The organism is Acinetobacter sp. CWB-G5, assembly GCF_019209785.1.
Classification (GTDB): Bacteria; Pseudomonadota; Gammaproteobacteria; order Pseudomonadales; family Moraxellaceae; genus Acinetobacter; species Acinetobacter johnsonii.
On the sequence record NZ_JAHUTF010000002.1, the window covers coordinates 48,376 to 68,794 of the forward strand.

The window sequence follows — 20,419 nt, forward strand, 5'->3', positions numbered from 1 at the left end:
TGGCATGGAAATAGTGTTTCCGTAAACAGTAAAGTTTCGGCAAAATACGCGCACTTTAACTGTTATAAATGGATAACTCCGTGAAAAAAATGATTGCAGTGCTTGCTCCTTTGGCTTTGATCCTTTCGGCTTGTACAACGACTGATATGGCAACGACCAATACGACGACCACCACGCAACAACTAGGTACAGCAGCGCTTAAAATTGCCATTAATGCAAAATGTACGACTGAGTTGAATAATCTACCAGCATGGAAAACAGCAACCAAATTTATGACGGCTGACCAAAAAACCGAAATTCAAACCGAAATTTGTGGTTGTGTCAGTGAGAAAGCCCCACAAAATATTACGGCTGTCGACGTGGCAACAGCGGCTATTGACCCTGCGGCGCGTACAACTATTATTAGCAATGCAGTAACCAAAACCATCAATGCATGTGTAGCTGAAGCGGTGAATTAAGTTCTAATACATCAAAGCAGCGGGGGGCATGCCTCGCTTCTTTGCAGTTTTTTTGTACTTTTTGGCATTTATCTTTTATATTAATCTGAATAACAACAATTGAAACCTTATTTCTTTTACAACAAAGGGTGTGTCTGTATGAAAAATGATAAGTTAATACTTTCTTTGCTTGGATCGCTTATGCTTTCTGCCTGTGCGTCGAATCCTTTGTCTGGCTCAGATGATGATGGAATCTCGGCCATTAAAATGGCGTCACATGCAAAGTGTATGGATGAAATCGAAACTAATCCGACATGGATTGTGGGCAGTAAACTGTTATCTGAAGACCAAAGGCAGAAGAAAAAACGTGAAGTTTGCAATTGTGTAGGGGATAATTCGCCGAAGGTGTTATCTAAAGAGCAGTTGGCTTTGGCTGCTATTGATCCCAAAGCAAAGGCAACCTATAGCGCTTTAGCGGCAACAAAAACAACAGCCACATGCGCCTCTGAAATGCTAAACTAAGCCGAATAAATTGTTAAGTTTTTTAAAATGGCTGTTGATCAGCCATTTTTTATGAGAGTAGAAAATGCAAATTGCAGGTGCAGATGAGGCAGGGCGCGGCCCTTTGGTAGGTTCAGTAGTCGCTGCTGCGGTAATTTTAGACCCGAATAACCCGATACAAGGGTTGAATGATTCCAAAAAATTGACTGAAAAAAAACGTGAAAAACTTTTTGTCGAAATTCAGGAAAAAGCATTGGCTTGGGCGATTGCTGAGGCAAGTGCTGCTGAAATTGATGAGATCAATATTCTACAAGCATCTTTACTTGCGATGCGCCGCGCGGTTGAACAGCTTACAATACAGCCCGAACATGTCTTGGTTGATGGTAATAAAATTCCACAAGGCTTAAGCATGAGCTGTGAGGCAATTGTGGGTGGTGATGCCTTGCATGCTGAAATCTCAGCAGCGAGTATTTTGGCCAAAGTGACACGTGACCATCAAATGATTGAGATGGATCGAAAATATCCTCAGTTTGGTTTTGCCAAACACAAAGGTTATCCAACCAAAGCGCATTTTGAGGCGATTGCTGAACATGGGGTTATTGACGAGCATCGTCGCAGTTTTGGGCCTGTAAAGAAAGTGATCGAGGCGCTTGAGCAAAAAGAGACTGTATAAAAATTTAAAGCGGCCAATCGGGCCGCTTTATATCTGAATGTTTCAATCTTAACGATTGAAATTATTCTGCTGTGCACCTTCATCTTCAAATGCAGGCTGGTAGTCCTGATCAAGATGTTGAAGATGTTCATGCATTGCACGTTCATGCTGAATGCGTTGATAAATCTCTTCACGATGTACAGATACTTCTTTGGGAGCATTGACACCAATACGAACTTGGTTGCCTTTGACACCAAGTACAGTAACACTTACTTGATCCCCAATCATTAATGTTTCACCGACGCGTCGGGTCAAAATCAGCATGTTTATCTCCTTGCAAAACGCTAAACCTGCAGTTGTACTAAAGTAAAATACATAATTTTTTGTATTTAAAAAAATTTAAACAAATGTTTAATACAACCGCATGACACTTGAATTTTTAGATATCTAGTGACATTAGGTATAACATTCATCTAAATTTAAGAAAGCCTCGGGCTTAATATAACAGAGCCACTATAGAAAAAACTATAGTGGCTCCTGATTTTTGTAGTCTTTTGCAAAAACTGTCAGACAATGACAAGTTTTTCGCAAGATTGCTTAAGCACGTGCGCTTGATTCACCATGTTCACGGTCTAAACCGAAAGCAGTGTGTAGAGAACGTACAGCAAGTTCTAGGTAGTTTTCTTCAATAATCACAGAAATTTTGATTTCTGAAGTTGAGATCATCAAAATGTTGATGCCTTCATCAGCCAAGGCAGTAAACATTTTACTTGCAACACCTGCATGTGAGCGCATACCAACACCTACGATTGAGACTTTAACAATGTCATCACGTGTAGCAACTTCGCGCGCACCAATGGCTTGAGCGGTTTCTTGAAGAATTTTTGTTGCTTTTGCAAGTTCGCCACGGTTTACCGTGAAAGTGAAGTCAGTTGTACCATCTTCTTCAACATTTTGGATGATCATATCCACTTCAATGTTGGCATTACCAATTGGCGATAAAATTTTAGATGCAATGCCTGGTTCATCAGGAACACCTAGAATCGTAAGTTTAGCTTCGTCACGGTTAAATGCGATACCAGAGATAATTGGTTGTTCCATGTTGTCTTCCGCCTCAGTGGTGATTAGTGTTCCGACGTTCTTTTTAAATTCTTCGTCGAATGCGCCATCATCGTCATTATCAAAACTTGATAATACGCGTAAAGGCACTTGGTATTTTCCTGCAAATTCAACTGAACGAATTTGTAGAACTTTTGAACCAAGTGATGCCATTTCCAGCATTTCTTCAAATGAAATACGGTCTACTTTTTTCGCTTTTGGTGCAACACGTGGGTCAGTCGTATAAACGCCATCTACATCTGTATAGATTTGGCATTCATCTGCTTTTAATGCCGCAGCAAGTGCTACACCCGAAGTATCTGAACCGCCACGGCCGAGCGTGGTGGTGTTACCATCGGCATCAAAGCCTTGGAAACCAGCAACCACAATCACACGACCAGCATCTAAATGTGCAGTCATGGTGTCAGTATCAATCGACTCGATACGTGCTTTGGTAAACGCATTGTCCGTTTTGATCCCGACTTGGCGACCCGTAAGTGACTTAGCTTCAACGCCAATAGAATTGAGCGCCATTGCTAACATTGAAATCGTTACCTGTTCACCCGTAGAAACCATTTGGTCTAATTCTCGTGGGTCAGGGGTTTCGGTAATGGCTTTCGCTAAAGCAAGTAGACGATTGGTTTCGCCACTCATTGCTGATACAACCACTACAACCTTGTGGCCGTGGTCATGCCAACGCTTTACACGACGAGCAACATTTAAAATGCGCTCTGGAGTACCCATAGAGGTACCGCCATATTTTTGAACGATTAATGCCATAGTTGTTCCATATAAACCATGACCCTGAATGCATCATTCAGGGTCAGTTACACAAAAGGTGAAGTTTTATTTCGCTTCAAGCCAAGCAGTTAAATCTGCCATCACTGTTGCAAACTTCTCGTTTAGTGGCGCGCCACCTTGTGCTAAGTCAGGTTTGCCACCACCTTTACCACCAAGCTCAGTTGCTAGATGTTTGATGATGTCACCTGCTTTAATAGAAGCAGTAAAGTCTTTTGCTACAGAGGCGATCAGGCTAACTTTGTCACCTTCAACACCAGCAAGTACGATGACTGCATTTTCTAATTTTGATTTCACACCGTCATGTAGGTTGCGAAGTGATTTCGCATCCATGTTTTGAACAGTCGTGATTAGCGTTTGACGACCTGCAAGCATTTGAACTTGGCTAAGCAGTTCAGCGGCTTGGAAGCTGGCAAGTTTTTGATTAAGTTGCTCAATCTGTTTTTGCAAGCTTGATGCTGTGTCGACTAAGGCTTCTACTTTTTCTAAAGTTTGGTCTTTTTGAGCTTTCAATAAACCATTGATGGTATTGATATCACGGTCAGCTTTTTGAGTAACTTCAATGGCTTTGGTACCTGTTACCGCTTCAATACGGCGTACACCCGCAGCTACACCACCTTCAGAAGTGATTTTAAACAAGCCAATGTCGCCTGTGCGTTTAACGTGAATACCACCGCATAGCTCGATTGAGAAGTTTTTCTCTTCAATGATTGAACCCATTGAAAGTACACGAACTTCATCACCATATTTTTCACCGAACAACATCATCGCACCTTTTGCTTTCGCAGATTCGATGTCTAGAAGTTCAGTGCTTACTGCTGTATTTGCAATCACTTCAGCATTCACTAAGCGTTCAATTTCTTGAAGTTGTTCAAATGAAACGGGCTGATCGTTGGCAAAGTCAAAACGTAAGATATCTGACGCAACCAATGAGCCCTTTTGTTGCACGTGTTCGCCTAAAATTTGACGTAGTGCAGCATGCAAAAGGTGAGTTGCAGAGTGGTTACGTGCAGTTGCCGCACGGATATCTGCTTTGACTGTTGCTTCAATATTTTGAGCAAGCTTAATGCTACCTACAGTCACGATACCTTGGTGTACAAAAGCGCCGCCCGATTTCTTGGTGTCTTGGACTTCAAAAATACCTGTGTCATTTTTGAAAATACCTGTGTCACCAATTTGACCACCACTTTCTGCATAGAATGGGGTTTGGTTTAGTACGATGAGGGCTTCGTCACCTTCAACCACTTCATCAACTTGCTCGCCATCTTTATAAATTGCGATAATTTGACCTTCGCCAACCGTTGCGTCGTAACCGTCAAACTGAGTTTCACCTTCAACTTTTACAACGCTGTTGTAGTCAATCGCGAATTTACCTGCATCACGTGCACGTTGACGTTGTGCTGTCATTTCAACTTCAAAGCCAGCTTCATCAATGGTTAAATCGCGTTCACGTGCAATGTCAGCCGTTAAGTCAGTAGGGAAGCCGTAAGTATCATAAAGTTTGAAGACCACTTCACCAGGAATTACAGAACCTTTCAGTTGAGCTAATTCACCTTCAAGCAATTTCAAACCTTGCTCTAAGGTTTTTGCAAATTGCTCTTCTTCTTTAAGTAGCTGAGCTTCAATACGCGTTTTCTGCGCTTCAAGTTCTGGATATGCAGCACCCATTACTTCAATTAAAGGTTGCAACATTTTGTGGAAGAATGAACCTGTTGCACCCAATTTATTACCATGACGTACTGCACGACGGATAATACGACGCAGTACATAACCACGACCTTCGTTAGAAGGGTTTACACCATCAGCAATCAGGAATGAACATGAACGTGCGTGATCCGCAACCACTTTAAGTGATGCAGAATATTGAACTGGTGTACCTTTTTCGCGAGCTTCTGCTTCAAGTGCAGCGGTATCTAAACCAATAATTTCAGCGGCTGCTTTTAAAAGGTGCTGGAATAAATCGATTTCGTAGTTTGAGTTAACGTGTTGTAAAACAGCAGAAATACGCTCTAAGCCCATACCTGTATCAACAGAAGGCGCAGGAAGAGGGTGCAATACGCCATCCGCAGTACGGTTGAACTGCATGAAAACGTTGTTCCAGATTTCAATGAAACGGTCGCCATCTTCTTCAGGTGTACCCGGTAAGCCACCCCAAATATGGTCGCCATGGTCAAAGAAAATTTCAGAACATGGACCACAAGGACCTGTATCACCCATTGCCCAGAAGTTATCTGATGCGTATTGACCACCTTTGTTGTCGCCAATGCGAATAATACGAGATGCATCTAAACCAATTTCTTTGTTCCAGATGTCAAATGCTTCGTCGTCGGTGTGGTAAACCGTTGCATAGAGTTTGTCTTTAGGCAGTGCTAACCAAGCTTCACCTGTTAGAAAATCCCATGCAAATTTGATCGCATCACGTTTGAAATAGTCGCCAAATGAGAAGTTACCTAACATTTCAAAGAAGGTATGGTGACGTGCGGTATAACCGACATTGTCTAAGTCGTTGTGTTTACCACCTGCGCGGACACATTTTTGTGAAGACACTGCGCGGACATAATCACGTTTTTCTAGGCCTAAGAAACAATCTTTAAATTGGTTCATACCCGCATTGGTAAACAACAAAGTAGGGTCGTTGGCGGGAACTAGAGAACTCGACGCGACACGTGTATGCCCTTGCGATTCAAAGTAGCTTAAAAAAGCTTCGCGAATTTCAGCTGATGTCATAAAACGAGTACTCACAACCAAGTCACTCCATAATTTCGATTTGGCTAATAGTATCTGAAGAAAGTCTTATTCTAAATACGCTGACTTCAGATACTGGCTTAAAATTTTTAAAACGCCAAATTATAACGGAAAAAGGATGTTGCACCAATCACTTTAAGGCGAATTGATGACATTTCTATGTATTCGATAGTTCTAAGATTTTGCTTGTTATTGTTGGATATTTATATCATTTCGTGGAGATGAGGTGATTAGTGCGAGGTGGTCAGGCTGGTCAACTTATGACTTAAGGGTTCATATTCATCATCTTCACTGATGGGTCATAGAAAAAGAAAGCTTAACCAAATCTGTATAAATCCATTAATATAGGCCTGCTTTATCTTTCATCATTTTATACATAAGGGCAAGTCATGCAACGAGTGGCGATAAATGGATTTGGTCGAATCGGACGTAATGTACTACGCGCTTGGTTTGAAAATCCAAAGAACTTTCAGTTTGAAATCGTCGCGGTAAATGATGTAGCAGATGTAGAAACCTTATTGCATTTATTTAAATATGACACCACGCATGGGCGCTTTCCGGGGAAAGTCGATTTAAGTTATGAAAATGAACGTATTTTTCTGCATTTATCAAATAATCAAGCACAACTCAAAGTTGAAGTCTTGCGTCAGGAAAGCCCGCAAGATTTACCTTGGGCAAGTCTCCATGTAGACGTGGTTCTAGAGTGCACAGGTTTATTTCGCTCGCGCGAAGCGGCAACAGGGCATATCAGCGCAGGTGCAAAGCGGGTGATTATTGGCGCGGCACCTTTTGATTCGGTTGATGCCGCCATTGTGTATGGGGTGAATCATCATGAGGTCAAAGCCAGTGACCAAATCATTTCCAGTGTGTCATGTACAACACAGGCCTTAGTTCCTTTGGTTAAAATTATTGATGATGCTTTTGGAATTGATACTGCACTCATGACCGAAATTCATGCAGTGACTGCCGATCAGTCTGTATTAGATCATGCGCATCGTGATTTAAGACGTGCCCGTGCTTCAGGTCAAAATATTATTCCCACCACATCGTCAGCCCTTGGTGCTTTAAAACAAGTCATGCCAAAAATGGCCGATCGTATCGATGGTTATTCGATTCGTGTGCCAACCATTAATGTGGCTGCAATTGATTTGACCTTTATTTCGCAAACACCAATTACCGACCATAAAATTAATGAAGTGCTGATTCAGGCGGCGAAGTCAGACTACCGTGAAATTATGGATGTGACAGATGAACCTTTGGTATCTTCGGATTTTAACCATTCACCCTATTCACTTATTGTTGATTTAACGCAAACCATGGTGGTGGGGCATCAAGCCAAAGTCTTTGCGTGGTATGACAATGAATGGGGCTATGCAAACCGCTTATTAGATTTGTGTGAATCTTTTAGTACGTCAACCACCTAAAGGTCTTTATTCTTAAGCATCTTTTACTCTGAAAACAAGATGATAGGCATAGACCGAATACAGACTTGTGGTTATCATGAATCTATAAATGAAAAATAATGTAGAGTGGTGCTTATGTTGATCTTAATTTGGGGATTTATTTTGCTGTTAGCGGTCGCTGTCGTATTTTTAATTTGGTTTCAATTTAAAAATCAGGCAGATAAAACTGATCCAAGCGTAGAGCAGAATCAACTGCAAGAAAAAGTACATCATCTTGAAGAAAACTTAAAAAAGACCTTGGAAATTATGCAAGATCTTGCAAAAAAGATGCATGTGCAACAGGAAGTGATCGAACAGACCACGTCTAAGTTGCAAAAAGTTGAGTTACAAAACGCTGAATTGGTGAATATTCTCGCTAAAGCCGTACAGCCTGAACGCTAAAAATTAAGTTTAGATGAGCACGGTACGTAATAATGCCGCGCTCAGCATACTAATCACAACGGTTGGTAAAAGTGAAAAGCGTGAAGCTGCAATCAATGTGATGGCAATGGCGAGTAGATCTGCGACATTGTCTTTGACAAAATAAGGTGCAATTACTGAAATAAGTACGCAGCCGGGAACAACTTCCAAAATCTTTCGTTGTTTGTTGCTTAAAGTTTTATTTTTCAGCAAAACATAGCCCAATATACGCGTCAGATAAGTGGTTGCTGCGACCAATAAAATCGCGATAAGTGTTGTACTGTGGATCATAGCTCATCCTCCTGAATAAATAAGAAGGCAGAGGCGATGCCACAGATTGCCCCAATAGGCACATACCAACCCGTCGGTAAATATAAATAAGCAATGGCCGCACTGATTAGACTGATAAGCCAAGGGCGTGCGGCGCTGAAGCCTTTCCACATACCACGTAGTAAAACCAAAAATACTGCAGCAAAGGCCATATCAAATCCATAATGGTGAACATCGCCTAGCAAAGGACCAAGAATGGCTCCTAAGCTGGTAAAACTGACCCACATCAAATACAGAGCAAAACAGATGCCTGCGTAGTAGGACATGCTAAAGGCCTGTTGTAGCCCAAATCTTTTCTTCTTTTCTGCATCGGCAAGCGCTGCGGCCCAACTTTCATCACACATGAAAAACAGGGCAGGGAAAACCTGTCGATTAGGCAAATGGCGTAAATAGGGCACGAGACTTGCACCCATGAGTAAGTGACGGCTATTGACTAGGAACGTAATGAAAATTAAAACGAGAAAATTTGGTGGATTGGTCCAAACTTCGAGCACAGCAAATTCGGAACCGCCCGCAAAGTTTAGACCAGTAAATAATGGAACTTCTAAATGGCTAAAGCCTTTTTGAGTGGCTTGTGTTCCTAAGACCAAAGCAAAAGGAATAATGCCCAGCAGCATGGGGATAGATGTTTTAATACCACGTTTAAACTCGACGTAATCTGTAGAGTCATTGAGTTCTTGAGTTGTATTTCTAAGGGAGAACATTTTAAATTGCCTATGCGTGCTAGGTTTTGGTGCAGTATGTGAATAAGTGTAGGGTTTTTCCAGAGATATTTTTTGCTTTATTTAGCTTAATATAGAGCTTGTTTGGAATAATATGCTGTGATTGGTTAAGTCTGAGCAAAATTATGCTTTAGGGGTGGAATTTATGGATCAAACAGATAAGCGTATATTACAAGTACTACAAGTCGATGGGAAACTTCAAAATAATGAACTGGCTCAGCGCATTGGACTGTCTGCTTCACCGTGTTTAAGACGAGTAAGACAACTAGAAGAAGACGGGATTATTCGGGCTTATGTGGCTTTGGTAGATCCTGCTAAAGTGAATCTGCGATTGACCGTGTTTGCACGCATTTGGCTAAAGAGTCAGGATCCGCAAACGGTGAACCAATTTGTTGAATCGATTCGTGAAGTTCCTGAAGTGGTCGAGTGTCATTTAATGGCAGGGGATTGTGATTTCTTTTTACGTATTGTGGTTGCAGACTTAGACGCCTATCGACAGTTTCAAATCCATCGTCTAAATAAAATCCCCAATATACAAAGTATTAAAACAGAAATTCCATTACAAAATATCAAACAAACCACAGAATTGCCGATTTGGTAACTCAAAAGTTGATAGCGAAATTGCCCGTGAATGTGACAGCATGACTCAAAGTGATAGGACTTGTACTCTAGTCATGCTACTTAGGATATTATGACTCTTCGTTTAAAAAGCCTTCTTTAATTTCTTTAGGCAGATCTGCGTGCCACCATGCATAAATACTGGCTTTAATTTCTTCATCTTCTTCAGGATCATTTAAAGGTTCATCATCTTCACGAACCAGTTCATCACCTTCAAATTTGAACCAAAACTCCCAAGGATCATCATCACCGCAACCCCATGCTTGCGCATGGATGTCAGGAAGCAAGGCTTTCAGGAAGAATAAAATCGCTTCCATGAACTCATCACCTGATGAACCATGGACAAAGTGTGCGATGGAATAACCCGCGAGGGAGTATAGCGATTCAGGACCTAAGTCAAACTCGATATTATCGACGGTATTTAAAATATCTTCGGCCAGTTCAGCACCATGTTCTGGATTGATGTCACAGACTAAAGCTGTAAATTGACTCGCATCGCCGCGATGTTCTTGAAATAATCGGTCTAACTTTGACATGATTTGAGCATCTGCATGCCTGTAATATAAGTTGCTATGCATTTCCATCGAATTTTCCCCAAGTAAAAAATATGTGATTAAAAGTGCTATCTGTATAGCGCCGTTGTATTTATTTTTGCTGTCAAATTGAGCTGAAGTATAAAAGAATGTGCCTTTTGTGCAAGCATAGGTATAATTGGAAATAAAATATAAAACAAAGTCTTATATGAATTTTTCCAATCTGTGCGGAGCACTAGGATGAGTTAATATTATTGATTATGATACTTGGGCATTGTCTAAAGACATGTTTTGAATGGCTCGCTCCAAATCGGTCAGAATGTATAAACTTGTTAACGATGACATCGAAACGATAAATTAAATTTTCCGAAATTGTCTAATGCACAGCACATTGTATCGTGATAGACTAAGAGAAATCGGGTGTGCCCCGATTTTTTTATGCGGATTCGTTCCGCGCAGACAAGATTTTAGGTTTACAACATGCCCATTTCAGAGACATGGTTATTACCTGATGGTGTAGCTGATGTACTACCAGAACAGGCGCAAGTGATTGAAACTTTGCGTCGTCAAGCATTAGATTTCCTCGCAACTCGAGGTTATCAGTTGGTGTACACGCCATTCATTGAATACATCGAATCGTTATCTTCTCTTTCAGAATCGAATCAAGATTTAGACTTAGCCACTTTTAAAGTGATTGATCAGCTTTCTGGTCGTTTGCTTGGTGTGCGTGCCGATATGACACCACAAGTGGCTCGTATTGATGCGCATGTACATCCAGTTGAAGGCGTCGCTCGCTATTGCTATGCAGGAACAGTCCTACATACCAAACCACAGGGCTTTAATACCACGCGTACACCTTTGCAGTTAGGTGCTGAGCTATTCGGTTCAGACAGCATCGATGCCGATGTTGAACTGATCGATGTGATGATCAGCCTGCTTGAAAAAACAGGTTTTGCAGACGGTATCCATTTGGATTTAGGCCATGTGGGCTTATTCCGTAGTATGGTGAAGGTTGCGGGTTTAAACAAAGCGACTGAACGCCAACTCTCTGATTTATACCAACGTAAAGCTCTGCCAGAATTGGCTGAATTTACCCAAGATTTAAACTTCGGTGCTGACTTTTATACTTTAGGACGTTATGCAAGTGACTTAGATGCCTTGCAAACGCATTTAAGTTCAGAAGTCGTTGCCGATGCAGAATTTAAGCACGCTTTCGATGCATTAAAAACCACACAATCTGAGATTCAAGCACGTTGGCCAAATCTTCAGATGGGTATTGATGTGGTTGAGCTACGTTCGTATCACTACCATACGGGCTTAATGTATGCCGTTTATGCACCAAACCGTGCTGCGCCATTGGCACAAGGTGGACGTTATGACGGAATTGGTGAGCACTTTGGGCGTGCGCGTCCAGCAACGGGCTTTAGTTGTGACTTATATGCACTTAGTGCAGGTCGTTTTCAGCAAAACAGTCTTGTGGTTGCACCCAAAGGTACTCAAACAGATTTGATCCAAGCGATTGAACACACGCGTGCTCAAGGCATGAGCGTGATTCAACTTTTGGGGCAGGATGATTTAACTACACTTCCATATGCAACGCACCAGTTGGTGAATGTTGCAGGTCAATGGACTGTAGAACAGATTTAATCACTTCTTCAGGTAAGCTAAAACCTGAGAAGTTCTTCAATTTTAACAGCATGATGCAATGAGGCTATTATGGGCAAGAATGTTGTGGTACTCGGTACCCAATGGGGCGACGAAGGTAAAGGTAAAATCGTCGACCTGCTCACAGATCAAGCGGCTGCGGTCGTTCGTTATCAAGGCGGACATAACGCAGGTCATACACTTGTCGTTGGTGGTAAGAAAACTGTATTACACCTCATTCCATCTGGTATTTTACGTGAAAACGTACTGTGCTTAATTGGTAATGGTGTGGTGCTTTCTCCTGAAGCGCTCATCAAAGAGATGGACATTCTTGAAAAAGAAGGCGTGCCAGTTAAAGAACGTCTACGTATTTCTCCGAACTGTCCACTGATTTTGCCAAACCATATTGCACTTGACCAAGCGCGTGAAATCAAGCGTGGTAATGCGAAAATTGGTACCACTGGTCGTGGTATTGGTCCTGCGTATGAAGACAAAGTTGCACGCCGTGCAATTCGTGTTGCAGACTTGGTTCGTGGTGGCGAGCATCTTAAAGCTCAGTTAACTGAACTTCTTGAGTACCATAACTTCCAATTAACGCAATTCTACGGCGTAGAAGCAGTTAAATTAGAAGATGTACTTGCGCTGTGTGATCAATGGCGTGAAGTGGTTGCACCACTTGTGATTGATGTCACTACAGAGCTGCATAATTACCGTAAAAACGGTGACAACATCATGTTTGAAGGTGCTCAAGGTTCACTTCTAGATGTTGACCATGGTACATATCCGTATGTAACGTCTTCAAACACGACTGCTGGTGGTGTAAGCTCAGGTTCTGGTTTGGGTCCATTACATCTTGATTATGTATTGGGTATTACTAAAGCATATACAACACGTGTAGGTGCAGGTCCGTTCCCAACTGAGTTGGTTTATGACGCTGCAAATGACGTAGGTGATGCGATTGGTAAGCACTTAGGGACTGTAGGTTCTGAATTTGGCGCTTCTACAGGTCGTCAACGTCGTTGTGGTTGGTTCGATGCTGAAATCCTTCGTCGTTCTGTAGACGTAAACTCACTTTCAGGTATTTGCTTAACTAAACTTGACGTTCTTGATGGTTTAGAAGAAGTGAAAATCTGCGTAGGTTACGAAGCGGCAGATTCTGGTTGTGTTGGTTCTTCTGATGCGCTTGCATTTGAAACTTTAAAACCAATTTACGAAACGATGTCGGGTTGGTCTGAGTCTACCTTTGGTGCGAAATCAATGGATCAATTGCCACAAGCAGCGATCAACTATGTAAAACGCATTGAACAATTAATCGAATGCCCAATCGATATCATTTCTACAGGTCCAGACCGTGAAGAAACGATTGTTTTACGTCATCCATTTGACGCTTAAACGATAAAGCATTGAGTAAAAAACCCTGTCTCGTACAGGGTTTTTTATTTGTGCGATCCATCTGTACATGAGCGTTACAGATATTGATTTAAGCTGCTGAGCTGGAATGATTTTCCCGACTAAAGTTGCATGAATAAGCACGACATAGTGTATAAGTGCTTGTTAGAATAAAATGCACAATAAACAGATGAGCAGGCAGGATGCAAAAGAATATCGCGGGAACTATTTTTTACTCACTACTTTTTGCTATGGGTGGTGCGCCAACAATCGCGATGATGATTATTCAAGGGCAAACCACCGATCCAGACGTGATTTATAGTGCGCTCATTGGATTGTCTGTGATTATTGCTTGTATCTTGGTGCCGATCATTCTGCTCCAAAATGCATTTCTGTTTGCAAAGCGTAAAAGTGCGACCCTTGAGGAAAAAATTGAACCTTTAAGCCACCTGTATTTGGGTTTAAATATCCTGTGTTTGGTTTATTGGCTTTTAATTCAGTTTATGTAAGTAGGTTTAAGGTGGCGTGTAGATAAGGCTTTACCGCTGAAATTTGGCTTATTGTACTTAATTGTGAAGATATTTTTACATAATTGCTATGATAAAACGCGGTGATGATATTTAACACTTTAAATCTATTCAATATAATTCAGCACATTATGTAAAATGCTTTGAGATGGATGGAGTTAAGCAATAATGAAAAATAAAATATTAATGAGTTTGTGTGCAGCAAGTGTGGTTACCATTTCAGGTTGTGCAACTTTTGCGGAAGTGGCAGGTGCAGACACTGCAACATTAAATGCAGCAGCAACCCAAGGCTTCAACAAAACAGTGAATGAAGCGCGAAGCACAAAGACCTTAGATACCTCATCTACGACCTATAAGCGTATTTATGGTGTATTCAATCGCTTGAAGCCATATGCCGATCAAATGAACCAAACTGGAACGAAATTTGACTGGCAGTTGGCGGTACTTAAGTCAAATCAGGTCAACGCCTATGTTGCACCTGGTGGTAAGGTGGTGTTCTACACAGGTATTGTAGATAAATTGAACCTAACTGATGCTGAAATTGCAGCGGTGATGGGACATGAGATGGTGCATGCTTTAGAAGAGCACTCGAAGAGTAAAGTGGGTGCGCAGGCATTAACGGATTTGGCCTTGGGAATTGGTCTAAGTGCAGCAGGTGTGGGTCAAACAGGTTCAGCAGCAGCGCAGCTAGGTAGTCAAATTGGTATTGGTTTGCCATACTCACGTAGCCTAGAAAGTCGTGCGGACCAAGGTGGTCTAATGTTGATGGCTAAAGCAGGTTATAACCCTCAAGCCGCAATTAGTCTGTGGGAAAAAATGAATAAGCTTGATGGAGCAGGCGGTTCTTCATTCCTGTCGACACACCCATCAAATAGTCAGCGTATTGAAGCAATGCGTAAGAATTTAGCTGCTGCTCAAGCGGTTTATAATCAAAGACGTTAATTTATCTTTGAGTAAAAAAGGACGCTAAGGCGTCCTTTTTTAATGTCAGTTGATGATTTTGAAAAGTATAAATTATTTGTGACAGGTGAAGTCGTGTTTCACCTGAACAGCTAACTAAGAAATATCTATGGCGCAGGATTAGGTTGTTGCTGATGGATAGCTTGAATACCCTGTAAAACTTCTTCCGATAAATCTATCTCAAAGGCTTGGATATTTTCTTTCAACTGGTCTAAGTTGGTTGCCCCAATAATCGTACTGGTCACAAAAAACTGCTGCTTGATGAAGGCTAAAGCCAGTTGCGTCGGCGTTAAACCGTGATGTTCAGCCAGCTGTGCATACTGTTCTGTTGCCCATTCACTCTCTGGGTTGCTATAACGACTAAAGCGGCTGAAAAGCGTCACGCGAGCATTCGCTGGGCGTGCACCATTACGGAATTTACCTGTGAGATAGCCAAAAGCGAGTGGGGAATAGGCGAGTAAACCAACGCCTTCATATTTCGCAATTTCTGACATACCAATTTCATAAGTACGGTTCAATAGGCTATATGGATTTTGCACACTGACAAATTTAGACAGGCCGAGCTGTTCTGCAATTTGTAGAAACTTCATGGTGCCCCATGGTGTTTCATTAGATAAGCCAATATAACGAATACGACCTTTTTGAATCTCTGCTTCTAGTGCTTGTAGTGTTTCTTGCAAAGAGGTCACGGTTTGCGTGTTATGAGCTTCACTGTTTTCATAGCCTAATTTGCCAAAAAAGTTGGTTGGACGTTGTGGCCAGTGTAGCTGATATAAATCGATATAATCGGTCTGTAAACGCTTTAGGTTGCCATCTAGAGCCGAAGAAATGTCGCTTGCATTAAAACGAGTCTGTCCATCACGAATATGACTACCACCTTGAGATGGCCCTGCAATTTTAGAGGCTAGAAATAACTTGTCCCGACCGCCGCGCTGGGCAATCCATTGGCCAATAATACTTTCGGTTGCACCTTGTGTTTCAGGTTTTGGAGGAACAGGGTACATTTCAGCAGTATCCCAAAAGTTAATGCCTTGCGCCAAAGCATAGTCAAGTTGCTCAAAGGCTTCAGCTTGAGTGTTTTGCTCACCAAAGGTCATGGTGCCGAGACAAATTTCAGGCACCAAAATGCCTGTATTGGCTAAAGGTTTAAATTGCATTCAACATTTCCTTTTATGGACTGCGTTTTTCCGGTCGAATTAGGTTACACAGTTATGCCCAGTAGGTTAAATCACTATTTTTACAAAGTTTGTCATGAATTTGTCAAAACAGAAGCAGATTTAAAGGCAAAAAAAAGCAAATCCTAAGATTTGCTTTTGGCTGTATCAGCTACGAAGAAAAGTCTTATTCTTCGTCTTCATAGTCATCAGCATTCGCTTTTGACTCTTCTAAAGAGGCATCAAAAATTAAGATGGCTTTACCATCAGTTTCGATCATGCCTTGCTCTTCGAGTGTTTTTAAAACACGACCAACCATTTCACGTGAACAACCGACAATACGTCCAATCTCTTGACGCGTAATACGAATTTGGCGGCCATTTGGTAAAATCATCGCTTCAGGTTGCGAAGATAGGTCGATTAGGCAACGCGCAATACGACCTGAAACGTCGATAAATGCAAGGTCAGTCACTTTACGAGTGGTATTTTTTAAACGGCGAACTAGCTGTGCAAATACTGCATAGCTTAGGTCAGGGTATTGTTTGCTGAGTTCATGGAAGTTTTCATAAGTCACTTCAGCAATTTCGCAGACATCACGGGTACGAACTTCTGCAGTACGTTGTGAGTTTGCTTCGAATAGACCCATTTCCCCAAAAAAATCACCCGCATTTAAATAAGCGACCACGATTTCACGTTCATCGTCTTCACGCAGAATAATGGAGACCGAACCTTTTAAAATCAAATATAAAGATTTAGATTCTGAGCCTGCATCTACGATGGTGGTACGCTTAGGATAACGATTAATATATGCGCGTTTTAATAATGCTTTGACTGACTCGGGGAGTTGACCTGGAGACAGCGCATCAGTGCTTAATTGTGAAAAGCTTGAAGTCATGCTAACGGTTCCGAAAATGGATAAAATATAGATCGCACAGACCTAGGGTGAACTTGTCACACAGTCAGAGCTGAAATTCCTTATCAACTCAATTTATGTTAGTGTACAGTCACTTCGTCAATCTATAGCTTTTTTTAGGTACTTGCAATGCAAACAACTGTTCATTGGTTAGAGAATGTTGCTTTCGAAGCAAAAACTCAAAGTGGTCACAGTGTTATCATGGATGGATCGCCAGAATATGGGGGTGAAAACCGTGGTCCAAGACCAATGGAATTGATCCTGACAGGGCTGGGTGGTTGCGCTTCTTTTGACATCGTAACCATACTTAAAAAATCACGCCAAGAAATTACCGATGTACGCTGTGAACTCAAGGCAGAGCGGGCAGATAGCATCCCTGCAGTGTTCACAAAAATCCACTTACATTTCGTGATTACGGGTCATGCGGTGAAGGAAAAACAAGTCGCAAAAGCTGTGGAATTATCGGCAGAAAAGTACTGTTCTGCGAGCAAAATGTTGATGGATGGTGGGGTTGAAATCACCCATGATTTTGAGATTATTGAAGCAAATTAAACGCTGACTTTTAAGTCATTTGAGGCTGATCTAGTGATCGGCCTTTTTCATGCTTCACGCTTTTGTTTTGATTCCGTAAACTGGGACACAATTCATCACACGAATAAATAGAAAAATGCGTTGTTTGTTTGATTAATAATTGATCAAATGATTTTGGTTGTCACGGATTGATAGGTCGTCGTGGTCTTTAATACATAAATAATCTAGGTTGGCGCTTGAAAATAAGGCGGATAAGACCCATCTTATAACCGAGTCTTATGAATTTATTGTTAAGATAAGCTAATGAAAAATAAGTTAAAATGTAGAAAAATTAATTAAATTTGAATTGAATTTTGAGCAATTGTTCCCATATATCCATCAAGTTCGAAATTTGTTGTGAGGAAAACAAGAATGCGATTTGAAAAATTCACAAACCGCTTACAGCAAGCTCTCTCAGATGCTCAATCACTTGCAGTGGGGAAAGACCATACCGCAATTGAAGGTATTCATATCTTATCAACATTGTTAGAAGAAACCTCTAATCTGAGTTTGTTGCAACAAGCGGGTGCCAATTTACCTGCTTTACAAAGCAAATTAAAACAAGCACTAGCTGATGCACCAACACTGACTAATCCCACAGGGGACGTCAACTTAAGTTCAGAGGCAGTCAAAGCACTGAATTTGGCAGATAGCTTCGCGCAAAAAGCAGGCGATGAGTTTTTGTCTACCGATTGGGTGATGCAAGCCTTGGCCGAAGTGGGGGCAACTAAAACGCTACTCAACAGTGTGGGCGTGCAAGCAGAAAGCTTACGCAAAGTCATTTTAAAAATTCGAGGTGATGAGAAAGTCATGAGCAACAATCATGAAGATCAACGTGATTCTCTGAATAAATACACCATTGATTTAACTGAACGCGCACTGGCAGGTAAGTTAGATCCTGTGATTGGGCGTGATGATGAAATTCGTCGTACCATTCAAGTTTTGTCGCGTCGTACCAAAAATAACCCAGTGTTGATTGGTGAACCAGGGGTGGGTAAAACAGCCATTGTTGAAGGCTTGGCACAGCGGATTATTAACCGCGAAGTGCCTGAAAGCCTACAAGGTAAACGTGTTTTATCCTTAGATTTGGGTTCATTGCTTGCGGGTGCTAAATATCGTGGCGAGTTTGAAGAGCGCTTAAAAGCAGTACTGAAAGATTTGTCTAAACAAGATGGTGAAGTCATTTTATTTATCGATGAATTACACACGCTGGTAGGCGCTGGTAAAGGCGATGGTGCGATGGATGCAGGTAATATGCTCAAACCTGCTCTGGCACGTGGTGAGCTACGCTGTGTTGGTGCAACCACATTAGATGAATATCGCCAATTCATTGAAAAAGATGCTGCGCTAGAGCGTCGTTTTCAAAAAGTGTTGGTCGATGAGCCGAGTGTGGAAGATACCATTGCGATTTTACGTGGGTTGAAAGAGCGCTACGAAGTGCACCATGGTGTGAAAATTTTAGACTCTGCCATCATTGCAGCAGCGAAAATGTCACATCGTTATATCACCGACCGTCAATTGCCTGATAAAGCAATTGATTTGATTGATGAAGCGGCTTCTCGTATCAAAATGGAGCTGGACTCTAAGCCAGAAGCTCTGGATAAACTTGAACGTCGTTTGATTCAATTGAAACTACAACTTGAAGCAGTGAAAAAAGATGAAGATGCAGGTAGTCGTGCGGAAGTCGCTCATCTTGAAAAGCAAATTAGCGAAGTTCAACACGAATACAATGATCTAGAAGAAGTTTGGAAAGCTGAAAAAACCTTAGTTGAAGGCACCAAACAAGTTCAAGCTGAATTAGATCAGGCTCGTATTGCGCTGCAAAAAGCGCAGCGTGAAAACGACTTGGGTGAAATGTCACGTCTTCAGTATGGTGTGATTCCAGAGCTGGAAAAACGTCTCAATGAAGAAGAAGTCGTTGAGGAAAAAGAAGAGCCAAAACTACTGCGTAACAAAGTCACTGACAATGAAATTGCAGAAGTCGTTAGTGCTGCTACCGGCATTCCAGTGGCTAAAATGATGCAAGGTGAACGTGAGAAACTTCTCCATATGGAAGAGTTCTTACATAACCGTGTCGTTGGGCAGGATGATGCTGTAGTTGCAGTATCCAATGCGGTTCGTCGTTCGCGTGCTGGCTTATCTGACCCGAACCGACCAAGCGGCTCGTTCTTATTCTTGGGCCCAACGGGTGTTGGTAAAACAGAGTTGACCAAAGCACTGGCAAACTTCTTGTTTGATAGTGACGATGCCATGATTCGTATCGACATGTCCGAGTTTATGGAAAAACACTCTGTCAGCCGTTTGGTGGGTGCGCCTCCTGGTTATGTCGGCTATGAAGAAGGTGGTGTGCTAACCGAAGCTGTACGCCGTAAACCGTATAGTGTCGTGCTGTTCGATGAAGTAGAAAAAGCACATCCCGATGTGTTTAACATCTTGCTCCAAGTTTTGGATGATGGTCGCCTAACGGATTCGCAAGGTCGCGTGGTTGACTTTAAAAATACCGTGATCGTCATGACATCGAATTTAGGTTCGAGTGATGTGCGTGAGTTGGGTGATAATCCTTTGGATGAAGAAGTGCGAGCAGTGGTGATGAATGCTGTGACGCAACATTTCCGTCCAGAGTTTATCAACCGTATTGATGAGTTAGTGGTTTTCCATTCACTCAAAAAAGCGCAAATTCGTGGTATTGCGGATATTCAATTGGATCGTTTACGTGATCGTTTGGTTGAAAAAGATATGCGCTTAACGGTGGATGATCAAGCCTTTGACTTATTGATTGACGCTGGTTTTGACCCTGTATACGGTGCACGCCCATTGAAACGTGCCATCCAACAACAGGTCGAAAACAATTTAGCACAAAAGATATTGTCTGGTTACTATGTGGCTGGAGACAATATTATGATCACTGCACATGATGGTCAGTTGAGCTTTGATAAAGTGAAAATGAGTTAATCATTTACATGGTT

20 protein-coding genes are annotated in these 20,419 nt (G+C 41.8%); 12 read left to right on the forward strand and 8 right to left on the reverse strand.

From position 1 onward, the window contains the following. The first annotated feature begins 80 nt into the window (after window positions 1-80). From KVY11_RS04315 to rnhB, 3 genes are all read left to right on the forward strand, one after another. Window positions 81-458 carry a hypothetical protein gene (locus KVY11_RS04315; RefSeq protein ID WP_218288242.1) on the forward strand — a complete coding sequence of 126 codons (378 nt, stop codon included), beginning with the start codon at window positions 81-83 and terminating at the stop codon, window positions 456-458. Window positions 459-596: 138 nt separating this feature from the next. Further along, complete coding sequence (locus KVY11_RS04320; protein WP_168158943.1) at window positions 597-959, forward strand: hypothetical protein; 363 nt, start codon at window positions 597-599, stop codon at window positions 957-959. 64 nt (window positions 960-1,023) lie between these two features. Beyond that, window positions 1,024-1,611, forward strand: a complete 588-nt coding sequence (rnhB, locus tag KVY11_RS04325; RefSeq protein ID WP_087526558.1) for a ribonuclease HII — start codon at window positions 1,024-1,026, stop codon at window positions 1,609-1,611. A gap of 48 nt (window positions 1,612-1,659) precedes the next feature. Here the strand turns inward: rnhB and csrA are convergent, their stop codons facing one another. The 3 genes from csrA to alaS all read right to left on the reverse strand — a co-directional run bounded on the left by csrA (window position 1,660) and on the right by alaS (window position 6,228). Continuing rightward, a complete protein-coding gene (gene csrA / locus KVY11_RS04330) occupies window positions 1,660-1,914 on the reverse strand; it encodes a carbon storage regulator CsrA (RefSeq protein ID WP_004982340.1) in 255 nt (84 codons plus the stop codon). Window positions 1,915-2,187: 273 nt separating this feature from the next. Further along, entirely contained in the window at window positions 2,188-3,468 is a 1,281-nt protein-coding gene (locus KVY11_RS04335) for an aspartate kinase (RefSeq protein ID WP_005400573.1), read from the reverse strand. A 66-nt stretch (window positions 3,469-3,534) separates the two neighbouring features. Then, window positions 3,535-6,228: an alanine--tRNA ligase gene (alaS, locus tag KVY11_RS04340; protein WP_218288243.1), complete on the reverse strand. Its 2,694-nt coding sequence runs from the start codon at window positions 6,226-6,228 to the stop codon at window positions 3,535-3,537. A 392-nt stretch (window positions 6,229-6,620) separates the two neighbouring features. On the opposite strand from alaS, the gene gap reads away from it, so the two are divergent. Both gap and KVY11_RS04350 read left to right on the forward strand, forming a co-directional pair. Continuing rightward, entirely contained in the window at window positions 6,621-7,655 is a 1,035-nt protein-coding gene (gap, locus tag KVY11_RS04345; RefSeq protein ID WP_168158941.1) for a type I glyceraldehyde-3-phosphate dehydrogenase, read from the forward strand. A 114-nt stretch (window positions 7,656-7,769) separates the two neighbouring features. Then, window positions 7,770-8,075 carry a hypothetical protein gene (locus KVY11_RS04350; RefSeq protein WP_004696167.1) on the forward strand — a complete coding sequence of 102 codons (306 nt, stop codon included), beginning with the start codon at window positions 7,770-7,772 and terminating at the stop codon, window positions 8,073-8,075. A 9-nt stretch (window positions 8,076-8,084) separates the two neighbouring features. Here the strand turns inward: KVY11_RS04350 and KVY11_RS04355 are convergent, their stop codons facing one another. Then, the gene (locus KVY11_RS04355) at window positions 8,085-8,384 is read right to left on the reverse strand and encodes an AzlD family protein (RefSeq protein ID WP_005400577.1); all 300 of its coding nucleotides are present in this window, start codon (window positions 8,382-8,384) and stop codon (window positions 8,085-8,087) included. After that, a complete protein-coding gene (locus KVY11_RS04360; RefSeq protein ID WP_218288244.1) occupies window positions 8,381-9,127 on the reverse strand; it encodes an AzlC family ABC transporter permease in 747 nt (248 codons plus the stop codon). The genes KVY11_RS04355 and KVY11_RS04360 overlap by 4 nt, the downstream gene beginning before the upstream one ends. Before the next feature lie 163 nt (window positions 9,128-9,290). On the opposite strand from KVY11_RS04360, the gene KVY11_RS04365 reads away from it, so the two are divergent. After that, window positions 9,291-9,746 (forward strand): Lrp/AsnC family transcriptional regulator, encoded by a 456-nt coding sequence (locus tag KVY11_RS04365; RefSeq protein WP_062033751.1) that lies wholly within the window; start codon window positions 9,291-9,293, stop codon window positions 9,744-9,746. 88 nt (window positions 9,747-9,834) lie between these two features. Here the strand turns inward: KVY11_RS04365 and KVY11_RS04370 are convergent, their stop codons facing one another. Further along, window positions 9,835-10,347, reverse strand: a complete 513-nt coding sequence (locus KVY11_RS04370) for a hypothetical protein (protein WP_114836828.1) — start codon at window positions 10,345-10,347, stop codon at window positions 9,835-9,837. 429 nt (window positions 10,348-10,776) lie between these two features. Here KVY11_RS04370 and KVY11_RS04375 point away from each other — a divergent pair, with 429 nt between their 5' ends. The 4 genes from KVY11_RS04375 to KVY11_RS04390 all read left to right on the forward strand — a co-directional run bounded on the left by KVY11_RS04375 (window position 10,777) and on the right by KVY11_RS04390 (window position 14,798). Beyond that, window positions 10,777-11,943, forward strand: a complete 1,167-nt coding sequence (locus KVY11_RS04375; protein WP_218288245.1) for an ATP phosphoribosyltransferase regulatory subunit — start codon at window positions 10,777-10,779, stop codon at window positions 11,941-11,943. Between the two features lie 69 nt (window positions 11,944-12,012). After that, window positions 12,013-13,332 carry an adenylosuccinate synthase gene (locus tag KVY11_RS04380; RefSeq protein WP_218288246.1) on the forward strand — a complete coding sequence of 440 codons (1,320 nt, stop codon included), beginning with the start codon at window positions 12,013-12,015 and terminating at the stop codon, window positions 13,330-13,332. A 200-nt stretch (window positions 13,333-13,532) separates the two neighbouring features. After that, the gene (locus KVY11_RS04385) at window positions 13,533-13,838 is read left to right on the forward strand and encodes a hypothetical protein (RefSeq protein ID WP_004696180.1); all 306 of its coding nucleotides are present in this window, start codon (window positions 13,533-13,535) and stop codon (window positions 13,836-13,838) included. Between the two features lie 186 nt (window positions 13,839-14,024). Beyond that, window positions 14,025-14,798: a M48 family metallopeptidase gene (locus tag KVY11_RS04390; protein ID WP_004982314.1), complete on the forward strand. Its 774-nt coding sequence runs from the start codon at window positions 14,025-14,027 to the stop codon at window positions 14,796-14,798. Between the two features lie 125 nt (window positions 14,799-14,923). On the opposite strand, the gene KVY11_RS04395 is transcribed toward KVY11_RS04390, so the two are convergent. Together KVY11_RS04395 and crp are read right to left on the reverse strand one after the other, a co-directional pair. Continuing rightward, the gene (locus KVY11_RS04395; protein WP_218288247.1) at window positions 14,924-15,973 is read right to left on the reverse strand and encodes an NADP(H)-dependent aldo-keto reductase; all 1,050 of its coding nucleotides are present in this window, start codon (window positions 15,971-15,973) and stop codon (window positions 14,924-14,926) included. A gap of 184 nt (window positions 15,974-16,157) precedes the next feature. Beyond that, window positions 16,158-16,865: a cAMP-activated global transcriptional regulator CRP gene (gene crp, locus KVY11_RS04400; protein WP_004696183.1), complete on the reverse strand. Its 708-nt coding sequence runs from the start codon at window positions 16,863-16,865 to the stop codon at window positions 16,158-16,160. 147 nt (window positions 16,866-17,012) lie between these two features. On the opposite strand from crp, the gene KVY11_RS04405 reads away from it, so the two are divergent. Then, window positions 17,013-17,435 carry an OsmC family protein gene (locus tag KVY11_RS04405; protein WP_004982311.1) on the forward strand — a complete coding sequence of 141 codons (423 nt, stop codon included), beginning with the start codon at window positions 17,013-17,015 and terminating at the stop codon, window positions 17,433-17,435. Between the two features lie 390 nt (window positions 17,436-17,825). Beyond that, on the forward strand, window positions 17,826-20,405 hold the full coding sequence (clpB, locus tag KVY11_RS04410) for an ATP-dependent chaperone ClpB (RefSeq protein ID WP_218288248.1): 2,580 nt from the start codon (window positions 17,826-17,828) through the stop codon (window positions 20,403-20,405). Window positions 20,406-20,419: the final 14 nt, after the last annotated feature.